The 22,754-nt window shown below is 65.1% G+C and carries 20 protein-coding genes and 1 riboswitch; of the genes, 9 read left to right on the top strand and 11 right to left on the bottom strand.

Features of this window, described 5'->3' with window-relative positions:
* Positions 1–10: 10 nt before the first annotated feature.
* The 4 genes from MA09_RS20530 to MA09_RS20515 all read left to right on the top strand — a co-directional run bounded on the left by MA09_RS20530 (position 11) and on the right by MA09_RS20515 (position 3,744).
* On the top strand, positions 11–415 hold the full coding sequence (locus MA09_RS20530) for a heme-binding protein (RefSeq protein WP_036252649.1): 405 nt from the start codon (positions 11–13) through the stop codon (positions 413–415).
* Between the two features lie 45 nt (positions 416–460).
* The gene (locus MA09_RS20525) at positions 461–1,273 is read left to right on the top strand and encodes an SDR family oxidoreductase (protein WP_036252647.1); all 813 of its coding nucleotides are present in this window, start codon (positions 461–463) and stop codon (positions 1,271–1,273) included.
* Positions 1,274–1,332: 59 nt separating this feature from the next.
* The gene (locus MA09_RS20520; RefSeq protein ID WP_036252646.1) at positions 1,333–1,869 is read left to right on the top strand and encodes a nuclear transport factor 2 family protein; all 537 of its coding nucleotides are present in this window, start codon (positions 1,333–1,335) and stop codon (positions 1,867–1,869) included.
* 75 nt (positions 1,870–1,944) lie between these two features.
* The gene (locus MA09_RS20515) at positions 1,945–3,744 is read left to right on the top strand and encodes a monovalent cation:proton antiporter-2 (CPA2) family protein (protein WP_229440798.1); all 1,800 of its coding nucleotides are present in this window, start codon (positions 1,945–1,947) and stop codon (positions 3,742–3,744) included.
* Here MA09_RS20515 and MA09_RS20510 read toward each other — a convergent pair.
* On the bottom strand, positions 3,741–4,613 hold the full coding sequence (locus tag MA09_RS20510; RefSeq protein WP_051933657.1) for an EAL domain-containing protein: 873 nt from the start codon (positions 4,611–4,613) through the stop codon (positions 3,741–3,743). The genes MA09_RS20515 and MA09_RS20510 overlap by 4 nt on opposite strands.
* Before the next feature lie 170 nt (positions 4,614–4,783).
* Between MA09_RS20510 and MA09_RS20505 the strand changes: the two genes are divergently transcribed.
* Positions 4,784–5,677, top strand: a complete 894-nt coding sequence (locus MA09_RS20505; protein ID WP_036252644.1) for a LysR family transcriptional regulator — start codon at positions 4,784–4,786, stop codon at positions 5,675–5,677.
* 266 nt (positions 5,678–5,943) lie between these two features.
* Here the strand turns inward: MA09_RS20505 and MA09_RS20500 are convergent, their stop codons facing one another.
* Entirely contained in the window at positions 5,944–6,882 is a 939-nt protein-coding gene (locus tag MA09_RS20500; protein ID WP_051933656.1) for a LysR substrate-binding domain-containing protein, read from the bottom strand.
* 95 nt (positions 6,883–6,977) lie between these two features.
* Here MA09_RS20500 and MA09_RS20495 point away from each other — a divergent pair, with 95 nt between their 5' ends.
* Positions 6,978–8,048, top strand: a complete 1,071-nt coding sequence (locus MA09_RS20495; protein ID WP_036252640.1) for a tartrate dehydrogenase — start codon at positions 6,978–6,980, stop codon at positions 8,046–8,048.
* Positions 8,049–8,147: 99 nt separating this feature from the next.
* Here the strand turns inward: MA09_RS20495 and MA09_RS20490 are convergent, their stop codons facing one another.
* Entirely contained in the window at positions 8,148–10,130 is a 1,983-nt protein-coding gene (locus MA09_RS20490; RefSeq protein ID WP_081897726.1) for a S9 family peptidase, read from the bottom strand.
* A 319-nt stretch (positions 10,131–10,449) separates the two neighbouring features.
* Between MA09_RS20490 and MA09_RS20485 the strand changes: the two genes are divergently transcribed.
* Positions 10,450–11,139 (top strand): response regulator transcription factor, encoded by a 690-nt coding sequence (locus MA09_RS20485; protein ID WP_036252638.1) that lies wholly within the window; start codon positions 10,450–10,452, stop codon positions 11,137–11,139.
* A 140-nt stretch (positions 11,140–11,279) separates the two neighbouring features.
* Here MA09_RS20485 and MA09_RS20480 read toward each other — a convergent pair whose 3' ends face one another.
* The 3 genes from MA09_RS20480 to MA09_RS20470 form a co-directional block, all read right to left on the bottom strand.
* Positions 11,280–11,978 (bottom strand): hypothetical protein, encoded by a 699-nt coding sequence (locus MA09_RS20480; protein WP_036252631.1) that lies wholly within the window; start codon positions 11,976–11,978, stop codon positions 11,280–11,282.
* Positions 11,978–12,823 carry a MipA/OmpV family protein gene (locus tag MA09_RS20475; RefSeq protein WP_036252629.1) on the bottom strand — a complete coding sequence of 282 codons (846 nt, stop codon included), beginning with the start codon at positions 12,821–12,823 and terminating at the stop codon, positions 11,978–11,980. The genes MA09_RS20480 and MA09_RS20475 overlap by 1 nt, the downstream gene beginning before the upstream one ends.
* A 68-nt stretch (positions 12,824–12,891) precedes the next feature.
* Entirely contained in the window at positions 12,892–14,127 is a 1,236-nt protein-coding gene (locus MA09_RS20470) for a protease complex subunit PrcB family protein (RefSeq protein ID WP_152594742.1), read from the bottom strand.
* Between the two features lie 305 nt (positions 14,128–14,432).
* On the opposite strand from MA09_RS20470, the gene MA09_RS20465 reads away from it, so the two are divergent.
* Together MA09_RS20465 and MA09_RS20460 are read left to right on the top strand one after the other, a co-directional pair.
* Entirely contained in the window at positions 14,433–15,734 is a 1,302-nt protein-coding gene (locus MA09_RS20465) for an ATP-binding protein (RefSeq protein WP_036252624.1), read from the top strand.
* Between the two features lie 57 nt (positions 15,735–15,791).
* Positions 15,792–16,376: a DUF6151 family protein gene (locus MA09_RS20460; protein WP_036252622.1), complete on the top strand. Its 585-nt coding sequence runs from the start codon at positions 15,792–15,794 to the stop codon at positions 16,374–16,376.
* A 16-nt stretch (positions 16,377–16,392) separates the two neighbouring features.
* Here MA09_RS20460 and MA09_RS20455 read toward each other — a convergent pair whose 3' ends face one another.
* The 5 genes from MA09_RS20455 to MA09_RS20435 all read right to left on the bottom strand — a co-directional run bounded on the left by MA09_RS20455 (position 16,393) and on the right by MA09_RS20435 (position 22,279).
* Complete coding sequence (locus tag MA09_RS20455; protein WP_036252621.1) at positions 16,393–16,722, bottom strand: hypothetical protein; 330 nt, start codon at positions 16,720–16,722, stop codon at positions 16,393–16,395.
* Positions 16,719–17,381 carry a thiol:disulfide interchange protein DsbA/DsbL gene (locus MA09_RS20450; protein WP_036252620.1) on the bottom strand — a complete coding sequence of 221 codons (663 nt, stop codon included), beginning with the start codon at positions 17,379–17,381 and terminating at the stop codon, positions 16,719–16,721. Before MA09_RS20450 ends, MA09_RS20455 begins: the two co-directional genes overlap by 4 nt.
* Positions 17,382–17,608: 227 nt before the next feature.
* A complete protein-coding gene (locus MA09_RS20445) occupies positions 17,609–19,294 on the bottom strand; it encodes an alkaline phosphatase (RefSeq protein ID WP_036252619.1) in 1,686 nt (561 codons plus the stop codon).
* An 82-nt stretch (positions 19,295–19,376) separates the two neighbouring features.
* Positions 19,377–20,270, bottom strand: coding sequence for a cobalamin-binding protein (locus MA09_RS20440; protein WP_036252618.1), 894 nt, complete (start codon positions 20,268–20,270; stop codon positions 19,377–19,379).
* Positions 20,270–22,279 (bottom strand): TonB-dependent receptor, encoded by a 2,010-nt coding sequence (locus MA09_RS20435; protein WP_036252617.1) that lies wholly within the window; start codon positions 22,277–22,279, stop codon positions 20,270–20,272. Before MA09_RS20435 ends, MA09_RS20440 begins: the two co-directional genes overlap by 1 nt.
* Before the next feature lie 92 nt (positions 22,280–22,371).
* Positions 22,372–22,698: riboswitch (cobalamin riboswitch) on the bottom strand.
* Positions 22,699–22,754: the final 56 nt, after the last annotated feature.

Below are 22,754 nucleotides of genomic sequence, written 5' to 3'. Positions count from 1 at the left end.
GAGGTAGCGAATGCAAGTGACAATCGAGCAGGCGCAGGCGGTCATCGCGCGCGCCGAATCCAGGGCACGGGAACTCGGTGTCCCGGTCATCATCAGCGTCCTCGACGCAGGCTGTCACCTGAAAGCCCTGTACCGGATGGATCACGCGCCGATTGGCTCCATCGATATCGCGATCGGCAAGGCGCGTACCGCGGCACTCTTCTCCTGCAACAGCGAAGACGTCTGGGAATACTGCAAGCCCGGCGCGCCCGCCCCTGGCCTCGAACACAGCAACGGCGGCCTGATGCCATTCGCTGGCGGCATCTCGCTCAAGGCGCCGGACGGAAGCCTGATCGGGGCCGTCGGCGTCTCCGGCGGAGCGGTATCCCAGGACAGGGAGATTGCGCAGGCGGGTGCGGCAGCCGTGCTCCTCTGATTTCCAGTTTGATGACACGACAACAGCCATGAAAGGAATCCTGACATGTCCAAAACGATCCTCATCACCGGTTCGGCCGGTGGCTTCGGGCATGGCGCCGCCATCGGCATGGCGCGCAATGGCCACAAGATCATCGCCACGGTCCACGTGGCATCGCAGGTCACACCCTTGCGCGAGGAGGTCGAGCGGCTCGGCCTGAAGGACCGGATCAAGGTCGCCCGCCTCGACCTGACCGATCCCTACGACATCGACCAGGCCGTGACCTGGGACTATGACATCCTGTGGAACAACGCCGGCATGGGCGAGGCCGGCCCCGTGTGGGAGATCCCCATCGACCTGGTGCGCAAGAATTTCGACGTGAATGTGTTCCTTCCGCTGGTGCTGACCCAACGGGTCGTGCGCAAGTGGATCGACGAAGGCAGCGCGCGGGGCAAGAAGGTCGTGTTCACCTCGTCGATGGGCGGACTGTTCACGCCGGCCAACTGGGGCACCTATGTGTCGACCAAGCACGCCCTCGAATCGATCGCCGAGGCCCTGCAGCAGGAACTCGCTTCGTACGGCATCAAGATCCAGACGATCAACCCGGGCGCCTACTACACCGGGTACAACGAGACCATGGCCGACAACCCCTTCCGTTGGCTGGATCCGAAAAAGCACCTGACCGACCTGGCCGCGCTGCGCAAGGGATTCGACGATTTCTTCGCCACGCCCGAAGGCAGGATGGACGCCAGGGAAATGATCGACACGATGATCGAGGTCGTTCCCGCCGATACCGGCAAGTTCCGCAACGTGATGCCCAAGAAGATCGAGGACATGCTCAAGCAGCACCAGATCCAGGCCTGGGAAAACCAGATCTGAGCAAGCGCGATGGTGCAGGCAGTCCGGCCTGCACCCCTTCGACTTCACCAGGAGCCATCATGCGTATCGGCCTCAAGCCATCATTGACCAAGTCCCCGTTTGCGCCCGCGGCCCTGCTCCTGTCGGCCGCGCTCGCGCTGCCTGCTGCGGCAGGCGAACAAGGAGGAAACGTGTATTCCGATACCGAAAAAAACAACAAGGCGCTCGTGCAAGCGGCATTCGACGGCTGGGCCGCCGGCACCGGACGGCCCTTCGACCTGCTGGCTGACAGGGCCGAGTGGACCATCGTCGGCAAGACGCTGGCGTCGAAGACCTATCCGGACAAGGCGGCATTCATGAGCGAGGTCATCCAGCCGTTCAACGCCCGCATGAGCAAGCCGCTCAAGCCGGTGGTCCGCGGCTTGTATGCCGACGGCGACACGGTCATCGTCTACTTCGATGCGCAGGGCACCGCGACCGACGGCAAGCCCTACAAGAATACCTACACCTGGATCATGGACATGGAGGGCGGGAAGGCGGTACGCGTCGTTGCCTTCTTCGACCCGATCGAGTTCAATGACCTCTGGACGCGGGTCAGGCCGACCGCCTCCAGATAGGTGCAAGAGGTCCTGCCGCATGCCACACGCCGGGCAGCGGCATGCATGTTTCCCCACCCGGCACAGGAGGCATCCGTGAGTGCGATTTCGGAGACCGCGGGCGTTCCGGCACATGCGGGCGTCGACCTCCTGCCTGTCCTCGTCCTGCTCGGAGCAGCCGTACTTGCCGTCCCGCTCTTCAAGCGCCTCGGCCTCGGCTCGGTGACCGGCTACCTTGCGGCCGGCATCGTCATCGGCCCCTACGGGTTCGGGATCATTGCCGATCCCGCATCCATCCTCCACATCGCCGAACTGGGCGTCGTCCTGTTCCTGTTCGTCATCGGCCTGGAGATGCAGCCATCGCGTCTGTGGGCCATGCGCGGCGAGATCTTCGGTCTCGGCTTCGCCCAGGTCGGGATCTGCAGCGCCCTGTTGACCGGCTTCGGCATGGCGCTGGGCTTCCCCTTTGCCCAAAGCTTCGTCGCCGGGACCGGGTTCGTGCTCACCTCCACGGCGATCGTCATGCAGATACTGGAAGAGCGCCATGTGCGGGGATTGCCGCGCGGCCGCCGCACGATCGCCATCCTGCTGCTGGAAGACATGGCCATCGTGCCGCTGCTCGCAATCGTCGCCCTGCTGGCTCCCCAGGAAACGGGCATGGCGGCCGGCGGAAGGATAGGGGCGGTCGGCGCCGGGCTGGCCGCCCTGGCGGCGGTGGTACTGGCGGGGCGCTACCTGCTCAATCCGGTCTTCAGGTTTCTCGGCAAGGCTCATGCCCGCGAAGTCATGGCCGCCGCCGCCCTGTTCGTCGTGCTGGGCTCCGCCTATGCCATGCAGCTCGGAGGACTGTCCATGGCCATGGGGGCCTTCCTGGCCGGGGTGCTGCTGTCGGAGTCGGCCTTCCGCCACCAGCTCGAGGCGGACATCGAGCCTTTCCGGGGTATCCTGCTCGGCCTGTTTTTCCTGAGCGTCGGCATGGCCCTGGACCTGGCGGTCATCGCCGGGAACTGGAACGCGGTCGCCCTGCTCGTCGCGGCCTACATGCTGCTGAAAATGGCGGCCATCTATGTCGTGGCGCGCCTGTTCAAACTGGAGAACCGGGAAGCCATCGGGCGGGCGGTGCTCATGGCCCAGGGCGGGGAATTCGCCTTCGTGCTGTACGCCGCGGCAACCGAGGCCGGCATCATCGATGCCGAGGCGAACGCCATCCTCACCAGCGCCATCATCGCGTCGATGATCCTGACGCCCTTCCTGATCTACCTGTACGACCTCCTGATGCCCAAGCCGGCGCAGCCGGCCGCAGGCATCCAGCCACCCGGGAACCTGTCGGCCAAGGTGCTCCTGATCGGGTTCGGGCGCTTCGGGCAGATTGTCAGCCAGCCCCTCCTGGCGAGCGGCGCGACGGTCTCCATCATCGAGGCAAGCACCCAGGCCATCCTCGACCTCGAGGCGTTCGGATTCAAGGTGTACTACGGAGACGGCAGCCGGCTCGACATCCTGCACGCCGCCGGTGCGCAGGACGCCGGGCTCATCGTCGTTGCGATCGACGACCGCGCAAGCGCGACCAAGATCGTCGAAATTGCCAAGAGCGCCTTCCCCGCCATTCCCGTGCTGGCGCGTGCCTACGACAGGGAACACGCGATCGAGCTGGCGCACGCCGGGGTGGACTGGCAGGTACGGGAAACCTTCGAGTCCGCGCTTGCCCTGGCGGACAAGGCGCTGGACCTGTTGCAGGTCGAAGCCTCCGTGCACCAGCAGCTCATGAGCGAGGTGCGCCAGCGCGACAGCGACCGGTTCTCGATCGAACGTGTTCATGGCCTGTATTCGGCGCGCGACCTGGTGCGCAACAACGTCACTCAGGGAGAACATTTGGGAGAACATTTGGGAGAACATTAATCAGCCGCCTGTCCGGTGGCGATCGGGGTCCTGCCAGCCTCGAGACTCCTGAGGAAGTGCAGGTGGGACATCGGCAGCCCGAGGAAATATCCCTGGCCCACCTCGCATCCCAGCGCGCGCAGCAGGACGATATCCTCGCGCGTTTCGATCCCTTCGGCCACGGTCCGGAGTCGAAGCTTGCCCGCCAGCTGGATGATCGACTCCAGGACCAGCGCCGCTTTCGGGTCGTGCACTGCGCCGCTCACCAGGCTGCGGTCGATCTTCAGCTCGGTAAAAGGCATTGTACTGAGGAGCTTCATGGAAGAATATCCTGTCCCGAAATCGTCGATCGAGATCTGGAAGCCGAGCTCGCGCAGCCGGATGAGCGATTCGTGGACGGCGGCGCTGGTTTCGCAGGCCACTGTTTCGGTGAGCTCGATGGTCAGCTGCGCGGCGCACATGCCGGATGCCGCCACCAGCTCGGCGAGATGCTCGGCCGCATGCGCGGCCTGCAGCGTCGTCGGCGAGATGTTCAGTGCCAGGCTGATGTCGCGTCCATGGACCTTGCATCCGGACACGCAGGAAAGGGCCTGCGCCATCACGCAATCGGTCAGCTGTTCGATCAGTCCCTGCCCTTCCAGTTGTTCGAGGAATTCGGACGGCAGCAGCATTCCCTGCTCGGGATGCCGCCACCGCGTGAGAACCTCGACGCCGGTGAGCCGGGCGGTCTTGAGGTCGACCTTCGGCTGAAAGAAGGGCACGAACTGCCGCGACGCGATGGCCGACACCAGTTCCGCCCTGCTCCACCGCCTGCGTGCCGGCTGTTCGCCGGCGGCCGGTCCCGGCTGCCTTTTCCATAGCTTGGCCAGGACCTCGATATCGTTATGCATCTCACGCTCCATTGATCAGTGCTTTCATCACGGACAGACCAGGCTCGGGCGCGGCCCGGGATATCCCGGTCAAATCCCTCGTCCGCCTGATTGATGAATGCACTTTACGCGCAAGGCATTAGTGTGATAATCGCCTTAATCTGGAAAAGGTATGTGAGCATCGTTCACCAATGAGAACCGCTTCCCATTCCGAGCTGGAGATTTTTCTGGCCATCGCCAGGCAGCTGAACCTGAGCAGGGCGGCGATCGAACTCGGTGTCTCGCCTTCGGCCCTGAGTCATGCCTTGCGCGGTTTCGAAGAAAAACTCGGGGTCAGGTTATTCAATCGCACCACCCGCAGCGTGGCGCTGACCGAAGCGGGAAGTCGCCTTCTCGCCCGCCTGGCGCCGGCATTCCGGGATATCGACGACGCCCTCGAAGACCTGAACCGTTTCCGCGACAAGCCGACCGGCCTGCTGCGTATTTCGTCGGGTCGGGCGTCGACGCACATCGTCCTGCTCCCCCTTGTCGCGAGATTCTTGCGGGCATTCCCAGAGATAAAAGTCGAGATACTCGACAACGACGCCATGGTCGACATCGTTTCCAGCGGCGCCGATGCCGGCGTACGTTTCGGAGAGCGCCTGGAAGCCGACATGGTCGCCATTCCGATCGGACCGCCAATGCGCTCCGTGGTGGTCGCTTCTCCCGCGTTTTTCGCTGCGTATCCAGCGCCACAACACCCGCAGGACCTGCTGGGGCTGCCGTGCATACGGCATCGCTTCCCGAGCGGGCTGGTGTACCGATGGGAATTCGCACAGGCGGACTGCAAACTCGAGACGCAGGTCGACGGCCCGCTCACGCTGGGCGATGTCGGCCTGATGACCACGGCTGCGCTGAACGGGGCCGGACTGGCCTACGTCTTCGAACAGATGGTGCTGGATCACATTGCCGCTGGACGCCTGGTCCAGGTGCTGGGCGACTGGTGCCCACCTTATCCGGGCCTGTACCTGTATTACCCGAGCCGCCGCCAGATTCCGGCAGTACTCAGGTCTTTCGTGGAATTTGTCAAAGCGGACATGCATTAAGCAATGTCCTGTGGCGTAACACCGAGGGAGTCGATACGCAGCCAGCTAGCCTCGCGCCTTCGCATCGATCTTCGCGTTCGCGCCCTCGAGGGCGCCACGATCGCGGAACAGACCAAGCTGGTGCTTGAACGAGAAGTTCGAACCAGAACATGGCCTAAAGCCGGGTTGATCGGTCCGACCACGGCCCGCCTTTGCAGTCCGTTTTTATTTCGGGGCTCCATTTCATCGGACATCGTCACGTAGTTTTCTCACGTATTCATCGACCACTAGTTCGTTCCGCTCCGTCCAGGCACGTCTCTCCAAGCGTGCAGCGATTCCGCCAGGTGCCGGCACAGGAACTCCACGCACACGCGCACCCGGCCGGAACTGGCCAGCCGCTGCGGATACACGGCCCACACACTGGCCGGCTGCGTGTACTCGGGCAGCACCTGTACCAGCGCACCGCTTTCCAGGTAGCTGCGCGCATCCCACATCGAGCGCAGCACGATGCCCGCGCCTTCCACCGCCCAGCGCAGCGCGATCTCCCCGTGGTTGGTCGACAGCGCACCAGACACCCGTACGGTCTCCTGCCCAGCCTTGCCGCGCAGGCGCCACGTCCCGAACGGATGGTCGCGCTCCTTGATTGCCAGGCACTGGTGGCTGGCGAGTTCCTTCAGCGATTTCGGCATGCCGTACTTTGCAAGATAGGCCGGTGAAGCACACAGGATGCGATGGTTATCCATCAGCTTGCGCGCCACCAGCTGCGGCGGCAGGTTGTCGCCGATACGCACGTCCAGGTCGAAGCCTTCCGCCACCGTGTCGACCAGCCGGTCGAACACCTCGAAGCGGATCTGCAGCTTCGGGTGGCTTGCCGCCAGCTTGGCGATCACCGGCGCCACCACATTGCGCCCGAAGCCGAAGCTGCTGCAGATGCGCAGCCGTCCGGCAGGTTCCTGGCGCCGCTCGGACACGTCGTCGAGCATGTCGTCGAGCTGCTCGAGGATCAGCTGGGCTCTGGCGTAGACCTGTTCGCCCTCTTCCGTGATGACGACGCGGCGCGTGGAGCGCTCGAACAGCCGCACGGCAAGCTGCGCCTCCAGCACGTCGATGCGCTTGCTGACGAAGGCCGCGGACATGCCCAGCGCTTCGGCCGCTGCCGAGAAACTGCCCTTGCGTACCGCTTCGACAAAAACCCGCAGGTCGCCATGTTCGATTTCATTATTCACGATTCGTGTTCCATGAAGCCACACTGAACAGGATTATAAACGCGGCGTTTTCTTGCTAAGCTGACCACCGACATGAATCAGCACAGGAGCCAGCAATGAAAAAGCACAGGATCGCCCTGATCGCCGGGGACGGCATCGGCAAGGAAGTCATGCCGGAGGGACTGCGCGTGGTCGAGGCGGCTGCGCAGCGGTTCGATATCCCGCTGGAGTTCGTCACCTTCGAGTGGGCCAGCTGCGACTACTACCTCCAGCACGGCAGGATGATGCCGGACGATTGGAAACAGCAGCTCGACGGTTGCGAAGCCATCTTCTTCGGCGCGGTCGGCTGGCCCGACACCGTTCCCGACCACATTTCGCTGTGGGGCTCGCTCCTGAAATTCCGCCGCGAGTTCGACCAGTACGTCAACCTGCGCCCGGTGCGCCTGATGCCGGGCGTGCCCTGTCCGCTTGCGAATAAAAAACCGGGCGACATCGACTTCTACGTGGTGAGGGAAAACACCGAGGGCGAATACTCGGCGGTCGGCGGGCGCATGTTCGAGGGCACCGAGCGCGAGCTGGTGCTGCAGGAAGCGATTTTCACCCGCCACGGCACCGACCGCATCCTCAAGTACGCTTTTGAGCTGGCCCAGCGCCGCCCGAAGAAGCACTTGACCGCCGCGACCAAGTCGAACGGCATCGCGATCTCGATGCCGTACTGGGACGAGCGCGTCGCTGCGATGGGAGAGTCCTATCCGGATGTCCGCTGGGACAAGTACCACGTCGATATCCTGGCGGCGCGCTTCGTGCTGTCGCCGGAACGCTTCGACGTGGTGGTGGCCTCGAACCTGTTCGGCGACATCCTGTCGGACCTGGGACCGGCCTGCACCGGGACGATCGGGATCGCGCCCTCGGCCAACCTGAACCCCGAGCGGGCCTTCCCCTCGCTGTTCGAACCGGTGCACGGCTCGGCGCCGGATATCTACGGAAAGAACATCGCGAACCCGATCGCCATGATCTGGTCGGGGGCGATGATGCTGGAGTTTTTAGGCTATACGGAGGCGCACGATGCGGTCGTGCAAGCGATGGAGCATTGCCTGGTGAACGGGCCGCGTACGCCGGATATGGGCGGGGCGGCAAACACGACCGAGGTCGGGAAGGCGATCGCGGAATACATCGCGACCGCGTAGGGTGCACGGCTATGCCGTGCGCGCGTTCAACGAACGAATGCAAACCACGGAGCGGGCCAGGATCCACGGTTTGCACGCGCGGTCGGCGTAGCCGACCACCTACTTCAGCAGGTAGGTATTGAAGAAGTCGATCGTCGAATAGAACAGGTAGTCGGCATTCGCCTTCTTGCCGAAGCCATGTCCCTCGTCGTTCGCCGTCATGTACCACACCGGCGTGCCGTTCTTCTTCACCGTGGCCACGATCTGGTCCGCCTCCTGCCACGGCACGCGCGGGTCGTTCTTGCCCTGCACGACGAACAGCGGCTTCCTGATCCGATGCGCGTTGTTGGCCGGCGCCGTCGCTTCCATCCACTTGCGCATTTCCGGATCGCGCTCGTCGCCGTACTCCACGCGGCGCAGGTCGCGGCGATAGCTTTCGGTGCGCTCGAGGAAGGTGACGAAGTTCGAGATGCCGACGATGTCGATCGCCGCGGCGATGCGCTCCGGGTACATGACCGATACGGCGAGGGTCATGTAGCCGCCGTAGGAGCCGCCCACCACCGCCACGCGCGAGGCGTCCATGTCGGGCTGGGTCGCGATCCAGTCGAGCAGCGCACCGATGTCCTTCACCGAATCCTCCCGCAGCTTGCCGTTGTCCAGCTTCAGGAAGCTCTTGCCGTAGCCGGTCGAGCCGCGCACGTTCGGGTAGATGACGGTCAGGCCCATCTCGTCCGTGTAGTAGTTGTTCCGGCCCAGGAAGCCAGGCGTGGACTGCCCTTCCGGACCGCCGTGGATGTTGATCACCACTGGACGCTTGCCGGGGAATTTGCTGGCCAGGGGCCGGTAGACGAATCCCGAGATCTCGCGGCCATCGAAGGACTTCCAGCGCACCAGCGAAGGCTCGACGAACTTGTCCATGTCCACATCCATCTTCTCGTGCCGGGTCCAGCGCGTTACCGCCCCGGTCTTCGCATCGATGCTGTAGACCTCCGACGGACTGCGCGCCGAGGACAGCGACAGCGCCAGGTTGCGGCTGTTGTTGTGCCACTCGATGCGGCCGATGACGCCCATCGGCAGCTTCGGCTGCGCCACCAGCTTGCGGTCGCGCGTAGACATCATGCGCAGCACGCTGGTGCCGTCCTCGTTGGCCACAAAGGCCAGCAGCTTGCCGTCTTCGGTCAGGTCGAACTCGTCGATGTCCCAGTTGATGCCAGGGGTCAGCACGGTCTCCTTGGCGCTGGCCAGGTCGATGTAGACGAGGCGCCGGAATTCCGAGCCGCGGTCGCTGGTCGTATAGATGCCCTTGCCGTCGCGCGCGAACACGGCATTGCCGTAGGAGACCGGTTCCTCACCCTTGCCGCCTTTCTCGGTCAGGCGCCGGCTCTTGCCGCTGGCGACGTCCATCAGCCACAGGTAGGATTCGTTGGCCGACACGTACTCGCTGTACACCAGTTGCTTCTCGTCGTGCGAGAACGCGAAGGAGCCCCAGCCGCCGCCCGGCAGCTCGGCCAGCACCCGCGCCCCTTCCGGCTGGGTCGGGTCGACGATGCTGATGGTGGAGTTGATCTGGTCGTTCGAGCCCTGGCGGCCCACCGGGACCGTCACGTACAGCAGCCTGCCGCTCTTTTTCGCCCAGGCCGTGTCCTGCACGCGGCGGTTGTCCGGCGTGACGGGAGTCGCATCACGGCTTCCGACGTCGCGGCGGTAGGCACGGAACACCTCGTTGCCGCCGGTGTCGCGGCCGAACACGTAGAACTTGCCATGGCGCGGCTCGTACTGGGCCGAGCGTACCGGCTCGGCATAATCGGTCATCAGCTCGAGCGGCGCGCCAGGCTTGGCCACGCGGAACAGCTGCGGCGTGTTGTTGTGGCGGCGCGAGACGATCATCTCGAGCCTGGTCGGATGCCAGGAGGCGTAGGAGGTCGGCTTGAATTCGTTGTACTTCGCTACCTGGCTGGCCAGGCCGGCGCGTACCGGCGGCACGTTTTCCAGCACCATCGCGGCTGGCGGCGCGACGGTGGCTTCCTGCGCCGTGGCTGCGGCGGTGGCGAGGAACAAGGTGGCGATCAGGGTGAGCCCGAGCGGGCGGCGTACAGGTATCATCCGGCAGTCTCCGATTGCGTGTCAGGTTGTTCGTATCTCGTGTTGTTACTGAGCGTCACAACTTTACACGATCTCGGGCCTGCCGGAACCATCCGCAAGAGGCAGCTCCCCGCTCGGCTCACCTCGTCTTCCACCTGTGGCGTGGTCGACGCCGCGGAGTCCAGTGGTGTAAAGTTTTTCGGTGGATGACAGACAGCCAAGGGCCTGTCAGCCATCCTGCATGCAAATGTCACCACTTGTAAGAGAATGTCCCCCCTTTGTAGGGGCTGTGCTGCTACGCAACAAGTTCTATACAATCTCGGGCGAAGGAGATACAAGCATGTACCGAGTGATGTTGGTGGAAGACGATGCGCGTTTGGCGGAGCTCGTCACCGAATACCTGTCCGGCTATGAATTCGCGGTCGACCTGGTTACTCGCGGCGACCAGGCGCTGGAGCGTTTCAAGGCACTGTCGCCCGATGTCGTCGTGCTCGACCTGATGCTGCCGGGCCTTGACGGCATGGTGGTCTGCCGCCAGATCCGCGAGCTGTCCGAAGTGCCGATCCTGATCCTGACCGCGCGCGAGGACTCCTATGATGAAGTCTCGGGCCTGGAACAGGGCGCCGACGATTTCGTCAACAAGCCGGTGCAGCCGCGCGTGCTGCTGGCGCGCCTGCGTGCCCTGATGCGGCGCACCGCCCAGGCCAAGGGCGGCGCGGATGCGCGCGTGCTGCAGTTCGGCGCGCTGCGCATCGTCACCACCGACCGCAGCGTGGTCTGGCGCGGCGAGCCCTGCGTGCTGTCGAATACGGAATACAAGCTTCTCCTGGTGCTGGCCGAAGCCGCCGGCCGGGTGCTGTCGCGCGACGCGCTGCTCAAGAAGATGCGCGGCATCGAGTTCGATGGCCTGGACCGCAGCATCGACAACTGCATCTCCAAGCTGCGCCGCAAGTTCGAGGATACCGACTCGGAGAAGATCAAGACGGTGTGGGGCGAAGGCTACCTGTTCTCGCCGTCTGCGTGGAATTGAACTGTAGGGTGGGCGGGTCTCCCGCCCACGCGGTCAACGATCGCCAGAACCAGCACGACGCATCTTCCTTTCACGATCACCGCGCAGGGTAACTCGGGCTAGATGCCCGAGTTACGAGCCGCCCGCCCTACAAAAACCTGTCATTCGAGCAGCGGCACGATCGCCAGCGGCGCGCTATAGGTAATCACCTGCGCACGCTCGGCGCCAAAGCGGTAGTTCACGGCCGGAAAATCGGCATCCACGTCGCCACTGAACGCCGGCCCTGGCGTAATGGGCAGGGCCTGCTCCCCTTGCGGGCGGCGCAGCTTGACCGAGGCCTCGACACCCTTCTTCGGGAACACCATGCGCACCCCCACGCACTGGCGCGAGCGCGCCGTGGCGTCGACGTGGCGGGCATAGGCCAGCGCCTGGGCGCAGGCGGCACGCAGCTCGTCCGTGTCGTAGACATTGTCCGCACGCGGCGCGATCGTCACACGCGGCTGCAGGGTGAACGGACCGATCTTGCGGTTCGGCGCCAGCACGGCGTTCTCGTCGTAGGCCGCTTTCACCAAAGGCAGCACGCCGCGACCCAAGGCGTCGAGCGCGAGGCTGGTCTGCACGGTCTTGCCTGCCAGGACCAGCTGCACGCCCTCTTCGAGTACCCCTTTTTCGCGCGGAATCAGCTGCAGGTGGCTCTGCAGCAGGTTCTTGGCGCCGCCGTATTTCTCGAACACGACCACGCTACGATAGGCATCGCGATAGCTCGCCCACTCCGACGCGGGCGCAAGCGCCTGCGCCGCGGCCAGGCTGGCCGTGGTCAGGAGGCAGACGCATGCGGTGGCGTGTGCGAGTCGCATCATCAGAACCGGTAGGCGAAGGCGGTCGAAACCGTCACGTTGTCGGGCCGCTCGACGAGCGGGCTACGGCGCGCATCGCCCGCCAGGCGGACCGCCTGCAGGGACGAGGTCAGCATCCAGGAGGGCGACAGCGCCCAGTTCCAGCGCGCGCCGATGCGCACGTCCTTCAGGCCGCCGTCCGGGCGGTAGAGGCGATTGCCGCTGCTCATGGCTTGCTCGGGGGTGACGCCGAAATAGCTCTGCTGGTAGGCGCGGTTGGCGAAGCCCAGTCCGGCCGACACCGACACCGTGTGGTGCGGGGCCAGCTGCATCGCGAGGCGCTGGATGCCGATCTCGCCGCGCACGCCGTCACGGTCGCTGCCGGCGCCGGCCAGCACGCTGCCGGTCAGGCGCCATGTCGGCGACAGGTAGACATTGAAAAACGCGCCGGCCTCCGGGCGCGCCTTGATCTCGTCCATGCCGGCGAGCGGATTGTCGCTCGGCATCTCGCGCACCGTCGACGGCAGCAGGGCGGTGAAGCCTTCCACGCTACCGACGCCGTCGCCGGTGCCGGATTCACTGCGGCGCGGATGGATGGCCAGTAGCGGGCCGTATTCGACCACCGGGCTGGCGGACAGGTGCATTCCCGCGCTCATGCCGGAAATGAAGATGCCATTGCTCCATTGAACCTGGAGGACTGGCAATGCCCTGACTTTCCTGCTGTCCGCCCCCTCGTACCGCGGCGCCGACACGACGCCCAGCCCCGCATACATGTCGCGGCTGCCGTCGGGCATCGGGTTGGTGGTCGGCGTCTGTGCGCTTGCGGCGCTTCCCGAGACAGCCAGGACCAGGGCGAAAAGCTTTTTCATGTCTTTCACAATCTGAGAGTTCGGCAATCCGATATTTTACGTCGGGCAAGCCAAACTCTCACCCATTGTTACTGGATGGGTCGAACTTCACGGATAAATTCCACCGGGGCTTCGCTGCGGTTCACGATCGCCAACGCCGCCGGGTAGACGATTGCCATGGTGCAGGCGATACCCTCTCCCGGGACCGTGTCGACGTGGACGACGTTCAGCTTGCCGTCACGGAAGTCCACGGCGCCGATCGAGGTGCCGCGGCAGCCGTCCGGCTGGGCGCCGCGGAACACACCGACCACCATCTTCTTGCTGAAATCGATCTTGGGAAGGGGGACATCCTTGCCGGCATGCTCGGACCACAGGGCGGTCCAGGCCGCCTCGTCACGCACGACGACATTGCGCGGCGCGTGGATACCGGTACGGACGTTCGGCTCGACCGCCTGGAAATTCGGATAGTCGGAGACGATCTTGCGGAACTCGACCGGCGCATCGACCTTCGGCACCGAGACCACCCGCATCGGCTGGGTCACGGCCGCCAGGCAGATTGCCACCGGCGACATGTCGCGGATTTCGTACTCGACCAGCAGCTTGCCGTCCTTCGATCCGACATGCACCACGTCGAAGGTGCCGCAGCCCGGGTTGCCGCTGCCCTGGAACACGGCCACCAGCATGTTGCGCGTAAAATCGACTTCAGGCGCCGCGATACGGGTCTTGCTGTGTTCAGCCCACAGCGTCGACCAGGCAGCCGCGTCCTTGATCACGACTTCGCGTGGCGTCTCGATGTTCGAGAAGCTCTCGCTGACGATGGTCTTGAAAGCGACCGGGGTGCCCGACTTCGGCAAGAAGCCGACCGGCTCGACCTTGTGGCCGGCGCCCAGGCCGAGGTCGGCCTTGTCGAGGTTCTTCAGCATGGTGTCGAACAGGGCGCGTGCGCTTTCGTCGGTGCAGCTGGTGCGCGGGCCGGCGATACTGTCGCCCGACGAGCACAGCACCGCCTGCGGGGTCGCGCCCATCAGCACGGTCCCATACGCATTGTCGGCGCAGCTGCCGGCGCGGTCCCACAGCACATACTTGCTGTCGACGACATACAGCTTATTGCGGGTCGAGGCGCAGGATGCTTCCTGGGCCATCTTGATGTACTCGGAAACGACCGGGACGCCGCCATTCGGCTCGCCGACGGCGATGCCCTGCCCTGCCGTCTGGTTCTTCATGACGGTAGCGTTTTCAGCGCCACCGCCGCCACAGGCTGCCAGGGTCACGCCCACGCCAACCATGGCGGCGGCAGTGACCAGAGAGCGTCCAAGCTTACTCATCTTCTTTTTCTCCACGCATCGCCGGTGCTGTGCACCGATCGTTTCCTTAGGAATAAAAAAACCCGCCGACACTCGCATATCAGGCGGGCAAACGGAAAACCAGATAATCCTTGACCTGATGTTGAGCATAGTAAGAATTCCCGGGTCGATATTCCCCCTCGAACTGTCGAGGAATTGTCGTCAATTTGTAAGGTCGGAAGCCAGCAGGAAGATACCTAAGAGACCTTTGCTCCTATACAATGCTGCCAAGGAGATACTATGTGTTGGGCAGCATTTCGTAACCGTGGGTTGTGCGGGATGGGCACGTGAACCGGATATTCTTCCGTTTCTTCGTGCTGGTCATGCTATCGATCACGGCGGCCACCTTCGTGATTTATTTCGCCTTCAGCCGGCTGTTCGGGGATCCGCTCGAGGACATCGCACGCCGCCAGGCTGCGGGCCAGATCTTCCTGCTCGAACAGTACGTCGACCAGGCCCCGCCCGACGAATGGCTGGCGCGCCTGAACAACGTCCGCATCGTGTCGGACGTGCGCTACGACCTGATTCCGCTGGCGCAGGCACGCAGCGTCCTGCCCGCCGGCCAGCGCGCGCTGCTCGACCGCGGCGAGCTGGTGCTCGACCCCGCCAATCGCAGCTTCTACCGCCGCGTGGACCTCGACGGCGAACGCTACATCGGCAGCCACGAGGAAGTCCTGCATGCGCAGGACCTGCCGGTCGACATCGGGCAGGCGCTCAAGATGGAAGCGCTGCGCTACGTGATCGTGGCGGTGGCGCTGCTGGTGCCGATTGCGCTGTGGTCGCGCTCGCACTGGCAGGGCCTGCAGTCGCTGTCGCGCATGGCGGACGAATTCGGCAGCGGCAAGCTGAGCGCGCGCTCGCAGATGAAGCCCTCGGCCTCGATCTATCCGCTGGCCGAGCGCATCAACCACATGGCCGACCGCATCGAAGACCTGCTGGAAGCGCAGAAAAGCCTGTTGCACTCGGTGTCGCACGAACTGCGCACGCCGATCGCGCGGCTCGAATTCGGCCTCGAGCTGCTCGACGCGCGCGCCAGGGATCCCGACCTGAGCAAGCGTGTCAGGGCGATGGAAGGCGACCTGCGTGAACTGAATTCCCTGGTCAATGAGCTGCTCGACATGAGCAAGCTCGACAGCACGCGCACGCTGCAGATCGAGCCGGTCCGGCTCGGCGCGATACTGCACGAGTGCCTGGAGATGCTGCCGCCCTCGCCGCACACGCTCGACTGCCTGCTGTCCGAGGACCTGGGCGGGCTGGAGCTCGACCGCCGCCTGCTGGCGCGCGCCGTGTGCAACCTGCTGCGCAACGCGCAGAAGTATGCGGGCAGCCGCATCCTGCTCTCCGCGACGCGCACCGACGGCGCCGTCGAGATTGCGGTCGACGACGACGGCCCCGGCATCCCGCTCGAGGAGCGCGAGAAAATATTCGACCCGTTCTACCGGCTCGATCGCAGCCGCGACCGCGCCACCGGCGGTTTCGGTCTCGGCCTGTCGATCGCCCGCAAGGCAGTGGCGCTGCACGGCGGCAGCCTGCGCGCGGACAGCTCGCCGCTGGGCGGGGCGCGCTTCGTGCTCACCCTTCCCACGTGAGACGATCACGGCGGAACACCAGCATGACACAATGGCGCGACTGAATGGAGGACAGACATGACGATCGCTCTACGCTGCCGCTGCGGCCAGCTGCGCGGCCAGGTCGACCCGGGGCGCGTGGCCGCGCGCGCCGTCTGCTATTGCAAGGATTGCCAGGCCTACGGCCATTTCCTCGGTACCGGCGTGCTGGATACTGCCGGGGGCACCGAGGTGGCCGCCACCCTGCCTGCCGCCGTGCGCTTCGACGCCGGCCTCGAGCACCTGGCCTGCATGTCGCTCGGCCCGAAGGGAATATACCGCTGGTACGCCAGCTGCTGCCGTACGCCGATCGGCAACACGCCGCGCGATCCGCGCACTTCTTACGTCGGCCTGGTGCGAGCCTGCCTGGATGCGCCGGATGCGGAACTCGAACGTCAACTCGGGCCGCTGCGCTGCCGGGTCGAGACGCAGTCGGCCAGCTCGCCGGTGGCGTCGAGCGGCCTGAGCACGGCCTGGGCCGTGTGCAAGATCGGAACGATGATCGTGAAGGCGCGCCTGGGCGGCGGCTACCGGGAGAATCCCTTCTTCCGGCCGCAGACGAGCGAGCCGGTGAAGCCGGTACAGGTGCTGTCTTTGCAGGAAAGGAAGGCGCTGACCCCGTAGGGCCAGCGCAGGCGTATCAGCGGCCGCTCTGCTCGGGCCGCGCATGCACGTGCGTCACCGCGTGCCACAGGTGTTCCCACCAGTGGTCGCGCGAGCGCACGGTCACGAGACATGTCTTGTCGATGCCGCCCTTGAAGAGCGGATCGGGACACTTGTTGGTCATCAAGGCGTAGCGCTGGTTCTCGGCATTGACGAGGGCAATGGCGAGCCAGACGGCGATGCCCGCGAAGAACACCGCCAGCGACCACGCGATGTGGTTCACACTGCTGGTCTCAAACAGGTCGTCCTCGTTGGGCCGTGACCCATCGTACATCTTGAGGACTTCGCGTTCGACGTCATTGCTCATTTGGTTTTGGCTGCCCTTGCAACGAGTGCGTCCATGACCTGGGTGGTCGCCTGCAACACCTGGGCGCCATCCTGGATCTTGTTGGCTTCGCCCACCTGGCCTGGCGACACCACGTACTTGCCGTCGATGACGATGGTCGGGGTGCCGCTGACCTTGTAGGCTGCCGCCACCTGTTGCAGGCGACGCAGCTTGGTGGTCACGCCGAACGAGTTCCAGGTTTCCATGAACTTGGCCTTGTCGAGGCCGCTCTTGACCGCCCACTCGATGATCTGGTCATCCTTCATCAGGCGCTGGCGCTGGACGTGCACGGCCTGGAACACGCGCGGGTGGTACTGGTCGAGCTTGCCCATCGCCTCGAGCGTCAGATACAGGCGTGCTTCCGGATCCATCGGTCCCTGGAAAGGCAGCGGGATCTTGCGCATGACAATGTTGTCGCCCTGCTTCTTGATCCATTGGTTGAGGGTCGGTTCCAGCATGTTGCAGGCCGGGCAGTGGTACGCGAAGAATTCGATGACCTCGACCTTCTTGCCCGTCGCCTGGACCGGCTGCGGCGCGGCCAGGGTCTGATAGTCCACGCCGTTCTTCGGGTCGGCTGGCGACGCGAACGCGGTACTGGCGACCATGGTGGCGGCGATAAGGGCAAAACGCAGAGAACGCATAGGTTTCCTTCCACAGTGATTGAGCAAACGCCGGGAGATTACCACTTTTTCGGCTCCCCATTCTGAGGAAGGCCTGAATTTTGCATTTGCTTACGGAATTAACGCGTGGATTACGGGAGTGTGGCGTGCAAGACCCGGCGGCGAGGGCGACGCCGCGAGCTCACTGCACGAGAAAGCAGGCGGCCGCTGCCCCGGCGCACAGCGCCAGGGCAGCGGCCTCGGCACGATCACGCCGCCAGGATCTTCCGGCTGGCCGGTCCAGGCAAGGTGCGCAGCGTCTTCCTGACCGATGCCTTGTAGGTCTTCGACCGGATGGTGTCGACGTAGCGATATTCGGCGCGGGTTTCGGACGGCGTGACCGTCAGCACGACGAAGCCGCGCGATGCGGTCTCGGCGTATTGCAGCGGACCGATCAGTTGTTCCATGCTGGTGGCGATTGTCGCCGGATCGTAGGTCGGAAAGTAAGTTTCGAAGCCCGGCGAGGTCACGGACGGCACGCCGAATTCAACGCCCACCGGCTGTCCGCCAGCGTCGAGCAGGTCGCTGGCCCATGCGTTGTGCGTGTCGCCGGCCAGCACGACCAGGTTCTTGTCGAGCGTGCGCGCCATGTTCAGCACCGTTTCGCGTGCGGCCTGGTAGCCGTCCCAGGCGTCGAGGTTGTAGGGAATCGGCGTCGCTGCCAGCTGCTGCTGTTCCGTAGCACTCAGGGCCACCCCGGCGCGCACCTTGGCCGCGATGGCAAAGTACGCCGCGTAGCCCACGGTGCCCAGCACCATCGGCGCCGGCAGCAGCATCCGCGCCATCAGCACCTGCTGGCCCAGCACTTGCCAAGTGGCCTTCGACTTGCTCATCTGGCTCTGCAGCCAGGCGGTCTGCTCGGCGCCCATCAGCTGGCGCCCCGGGGCCGAGACGTCTGCCAGGAAGGCCGCGCCGTTGAAGCTGCGGTCCGCTCCCACGTAATTGGCATAAGCCAGTTGCTTGTCGCGGCCGATCACGCGGGTATCGAGCATGTGCAGCGACAGCAGGTTGCCGAAGTCGAAGGAGCGGTAGATGCGCTCGGGGCGTGCCGGATCGGGCTGGCGGATCGGCATCCATTCGTGATAAGCCTGGATCGCCATCTGGCGGCGTCCGGCCCACAGGCCCTCGGTAGCCGGGTCGTGGTTTTCCGCGCCGTCGCGCCAGGTATCGTTGGTCAGCTCGTGGTCATCCCATACGGTAATGAAGGGCATGCGCGCATGCACGGCCTGCAGGTCCGGATCGCTGCGGTATTGCTGGTAGCGCAGGCGGTAATCCGACAGGGTGATGATTTCATTGGCCGGCTGGGACACGCGGCCCATGCTCGCGGCGTTCTGCGACGCGTAACCGCCGGCCGCATACTCGTAGATGTAGTCGCCCAGGTGCAGGCCGACGTCGATGTCGTCGAACTTGGCGGCATCGGCATACACGTTGAAGTAGCCGGCAGGGTAGTTCGAGCAGCTGAACACGGCAAAGCGCACGCGCGACACGCTGCCGGTCGGCAGGGTCTTGGTGCGGCCCACCGGCGACAGCACTCCATGGGAGCCGAAACGGTAGTAGTAGCCGCGGTTGGCTGCCAGGCCGGTCGCGTCCACCTTCACCGTATAGTCCTGGGCCGCGCCGGTGGTGACGATGCCGGATGCGACAGGCTTGGTGAAGTCGCTGTCCTCCGCGATCTCCCAGCCCACATCCAGGTCGCCCGACCCGGTTGCAGTGACGCGGGTCCACAGGATGACACGGTCGGCCAGCGGGTCGCCGCTGGCCACCCCATGCGCGAAGCTGACCGAGCGGTCATCCGAATCGCCCCCGCCACAGGCGGTCAGTGAGATGGTGGAAACGGCGACCGTGCCGAGGGAGAAGTTACGGATGAACTTGCGGCGGGAATTCGATTGGGTCATAAGTGCGTTAGAAGTAGTGAAAAACGAACGCATCTTAGGCAGAGCGAGTTACGCTCTGATGACTTGGCGGCCTCGCACCGACTTACCCGCGCCGCTGCCGAACCCCTTCAAGCGCCTCGCATAAGGCAGCAGCCCCATCCACCACCCTCGGCCCCGGGCGCGTCAGCAACTCGCCATTCACCGTTAGCAAGTTACCCCGCTTCACGGCCGTCATGCTCCTGTACGGCTCCCACAACTTCAGCCCCGGATTGGCAGGATCGACACGCTTGCCGGCCATGATCGCCTCCGGATCCGCCTTCAGCACCGCCTCGATGCCGACCTCCGGCGCAACGACCTTGAGCCCGCCGAACACGTTGCGCCCGCCGCAGATGCGGATCGCATCGCTGGCGATCTGGGCATCGTTGAGGGTGTACAAGGGCTGGTCCCAGATCTGGTAGAACACCGTGACCGGCGAGCGCCGGGCGTAGCGCCCTTCCAGTCCTTCCAGCTGGGCGCGCAAGGCCCCGGCGGCGGCCTGGGCCGTCGGCCCTGTTCCCAGCAGCTGGCCCAGGCGCTCGATGTTGTCGGGCACCTGCGCGAGCCGGCGCGGTTCGCTGTGGAAAACCGGCACGCCCAGGGCCTCCAACTGGGCGATCTGGCGCGCCGTGTTCCCGGTGTGCCAGACCACGATCAGGTCGGGTTTGAGCGCCAGCACGCGCTCGATGTCGATCACACTGTTGCTGCCGACCAGCGGGATCTTCCTGGCCGCTTCCGGATAGTCGCTGTAGTTCATCGCCCCGACCACCCGCGCGCCGCCGCCGGCCGCGAACAGCAGCTCGGTAGCGTGCGGCGCCATCGAGATGACGCGGCGCGCCGGCTGCTGCACGGTGACGCGGCGGCCGGCGTCGTCGACCACGGTCACCGCGGCCTGGGCGCCGGGAGCCGCCAGGAGCAGTGACGCCAGCAGCGCAGCGATGAATCGTCGGGGCGAGGCCATCAGAAGTCGTAGCGCAGCGACAGCTTCAGCTGGCGGCCGTCGCTCGGGTAGATGCCCGAGCGGCAGTCGAAGGCGTTGCTGTAGTACTGGCGATCAGCCAGGTTGAGCCCGCTGACAGCGGCTTCCCAGGCACCCACGCGGTAGGCGTAGCGCGCGTCGATGGTGGTGTAGGACGGAATGCGCGCGCCGCAGCTGTTGGTGAAGTCGCTGCCGTAGCGCTGGCTGCCGACCCACTGGGCGCCGATGTCGGCGCTGTGGCCGCTGAGCGTACCTGAGGGAGTCCAGGCGGCGCGCACGGTCACGACGTTCTTCGGCACCAGCACCATCTCGCGGCCCGCATTCGGGCCGCCGGTGAACTCGGCGTCCACACGCTGCCACTGGGCACTCAGGCGCAGGTCCTGGGTCACGGCATGCCGGCCTTCGACCTCGAAGCCCTGGCGGCGGGTCGGATCCAGGTTGGTGTTGGCGCCCCAGCCGATGGTCGGATCGTAGAAGATCTCGTTCGTCAGGCGGTGGCGGAACAGACGCGCGCTCAGCTGGCGGTCGGCGCCGCCGGCGGTCACGCCCAGTTCCAGGTCACGCGAGGTCTGCGGCGCCAGCACGTCAAGGCCCGAGCGCAGGCTGTTCTCGTCCACGTTGGCGATGCGATAGCTGCGGCCGGCCTTGGCGAACAGGATCACCTGCGGCGCCACGTCGACGCTGCCTTCCAGCGACCAGGCATTGATCGACTGTCTGCGGTGCTCGTTCACCACGGGCGGGAAAGCCAGCGGGTCCGAATAGTCCTTGGTGAAGCGTTCATGGCGGCCGCCGATGGCCAGGCGTGCATTGTGCGGTGCGTTCCACAGCACTTCGTTGCGCAGGTAGAAGGCCTTCGAATCCTGCTCGGCGTCGCCGCGCGAGAAATCGGATTTGACCTGGCGCTCCCAACGCATCAGGTCGATACCGGCAACCAGCTCGTTGCGCTTGTCGCCGAAAGTAGCGATGTGGCGCACGCGCGGCGAGAACTGGGTCTGGCTGGCGTCATAGCGCGAGCGCGAGGCGACCTTGGCGCCGCCGCTCATGTAGAAGTAGTTGGCCTCGACCTCGCGCTCGCGGTGCGAGAGCTCGGCGGCCAGTTCCACGGCGCCGACACGGTGCTCGACGAAGGCGCCGATACGGTCGGTGTCGAGGGTGCCGAAGTCGTCGCGCGTGAAGCTGTCGCGCGGATTGTCCAGGAACTGGGCTTCGGTCAGGGAACCCGGGAAGCGCGCATCCTGCTCGGAACGCTCGAAGCGCAGGCCGGCGCGGCCCGCGCCATAGCTGTACTGGACGCCGCCGCTCGCTGTCTTCTGCCTGAACTCGCTGTTGTCGCGGTAATTGTCGGTGCCGCGCTTGGCCACCGCCACGTCAAACGACAGCGGGCCGGCGCCGTGGGTCAGCGAGGCGCGCAGGTCGTGGGCGTCGAAGCGGCCGGCTTCGGCGAACAGCGAACCGTGGGTGCCCTGCTTGCCTGCGCCGCGGGTGATGATGTTGATCACGCCGCCGGTTGCGCCCTCGCCGTACAGCACGCTGCTGCCGCCGCGCTGGATCTCGATGCGCTCGACGGTGTCGACCGGGATGCTCGACAGGACCGCGTTGGTCAGCTCGTTCTCGTTCAGGCGTACGCCGTCGACCAGGATCACCACGTTCTGGGCACTGTTCGAGCCGAAGCCGCGCAGGTCGAGCGCGAAGTCCGGCGAGGCGTCCAGGCTCTGGCGTCCATAGACGCCGCCGACCTTGCGGATCGCCGCGTTCACGTCGGTGGCGCCGGAGCGGCGGATGTCCTCGGCGGTGATCACGGTGGCGCCGATCGGGGCAGTGGCGGCCTGTGCCGGGAAGCGTGCGCCGGTGACGACGATCGATGGCAGGGTATCCTGGGCGGCTTGTGCGGCAACTTGGGCAAACGCGTCGGCGGCAAGGACGGACAGGGCGCAGGCGAGCGCGAGCGGCTTGAGCGCCGGCGCGCTGCGTGGTACGACAGCAAATTTCATGTTATGGATAGTCTCGGTAATGGCACCGGCCTGCGTCCCCGCAGATCCGGAGTTCAACGGAAGCGGCCGCGCGCCAATATGAACACGCGCGCTCGCGCTTCCACCTGTCTGGCCGGTATCCGGGCTTGCAAGACTGACCGCCCCACCTTCCTATGCTTCATGCACAGTGGTAATCGGAGCAGCCTATCGACCGCGCCTGACAGGGGCCCGAGAGCAAGGCGCATCGTCGAAGACGGTACGCGAGTACGGCGAGACGAATGCAACGCAGCAATCGGAGTTCTGTCAGGCGCGGGCGGTGCTTGTTGACCGTTGCGGGGGCAGCACACCTCGGCGCCGGCGCGCAGCGCCTTTGCCTCGTGTTTCCCGTTTAACTGCGCATGCAGATGGCATGCGCGGGCACCAGAACGCCGCGATTATAACCTGACAAGCTTTTCGCGTATGCGCCGCCTGCATGGCGTTTTTACCCTAAATGCTT

It is taken from the genome of Massilia sp. BSC265, assembly GCF_000740675.1.
Lineage (GTDB): Bacteria > Pseudomonadota > Gammaproteobacteria > Burkholderiales > Burkholderiaceae_D > Telluria.
Note: the sequence above shows the minus strand (reverse complement) of the source record. Positions and strands in the feature narration are given on the sequence as shown.

Excerpts from the sequence above, each read along its gene's own strand:
- MA09_RS20440 (WP_036252618.1), bottom strand. The coding sequence starts at position 20,270 with ATGGCCTCGCCCCGACGATTCATCGCTGCGCTGCTGGCGTCACTGCTC.
- MA09_RS20445 (WP_036252619.1), bottom strand. The coding sequence starts at position 19,294 with ATGACCCAATCGAATTCCCGCCGCAAGTTCATCCGTAACTTCTCCCTC.
- MA09_RS20470 (WP_152594742.1), bottom strand. The coding sequence starts at position 14,127 with ATGAGTAAGCTTGGACGCTCTCTGGTCACTGCCGCCGCCATGGTTGGC.
- MA09_RS20435 (WP_036252617.1), bottom strand. The coding sequence starts at position 22,279 with ATGAAATTTGCTGTCGTACCACGCAGCGCGCCGGCGCTCAAGCCGCTC.
- MA09_RS20520 (WP_036252646.1), top strand. The coding sequence starts at position 1,333 with ATGCGTATCGGCCTCAAGCCATCATTGACCAAGTCCCCGTTTGCGCCC.
- MA09_RS20480 (WP_036252631.1), bottom strand. The coding sequence starts at position 11,978 with ATGATGCGACTCGCACACGCCACCGCATGCGTCTGCCTCCTGACCACG.
- MA09_RS20530 (WP_036252649.1), top strand. The coding sequence starts at position 11 with ATGCAAGTGACAATCGAGCAGGCGCAGGCGGTCATCGCGCGCGCCGAA.
- MA09_RS20475 (WP_036252629.1), bottom strand. The coding sequence starts at position 12,823 with ATGAAAAAGCTTTTCGCCCTGGTCCTGGCTGTCTCGGGAAGCGCCGCA.
- MA09_RS20505 (WP_036252644.1), top strand. The coding sequence starts at position 4,784 with ATGAGAACCGCTTCCCATTCCGAGCTGGAGATTTTTCTGGCCATCGCC.
- MA09_RS20455 (WP_036252621.1), bottom strand. The coding sequence starts at position 16,722 with ATGAGCAATGACGTCGAACGCGAAGTCCTCAAGATGTACGATGGGTCA.
- MA09_RS20460 (WP_036252622.1), top strand. The coding sequence starts at position 15,792 with ATGACGATCGCTCTACGCTGCCGCTGCGGCCAGCTGCGCGGCCAGGTC.
- MA09_RS20510 (WP_051933657.1), bottom strand. The coding sequence starts at position 4,613 with ATGCATAACGATATCGAGGTCCTGGCCAAGCTATGGAAAAGGCAGCCG.
- MA09_RS20495 (WP_036252640.1), top strand. The coding sequence starts at position 6,978 with ATGAAAAAGCACAGGATCGCCCTGATCGCCGGGGACGGCATCGGCAAG.
- MA09_RS20525 (WP_036252647.1), top strand. The coding sequence starts at position 461 with ATGTCCAAAACGATCCTCATCACCGGTTCGGCCGGTGGCTTCGGGCAT.
- MA09_RS20485 (WP_036252638.1), top strand. The coding sequence starts at position 10,450 with ATGTACCGAGTGATGTTGGTGGAAGACGATGCGCGTTTGGCGGAGCTC.
- MA09_RS20450 (WP_036252620.1), bottom strand. The coding sequence starts at position 17,381 with ATGCGTTCTCTGCGTTTTGCCCTTATCGCCGCCACCATGGTCGCCAGT.
- MA09_RS20490 (WP_081897726.1), bottom strand. The coding sequence starts at position 10,130 with ATGATACCTGTACGCCGCCCGCTCGGGCTCACCCTGATCGCCACCTTG.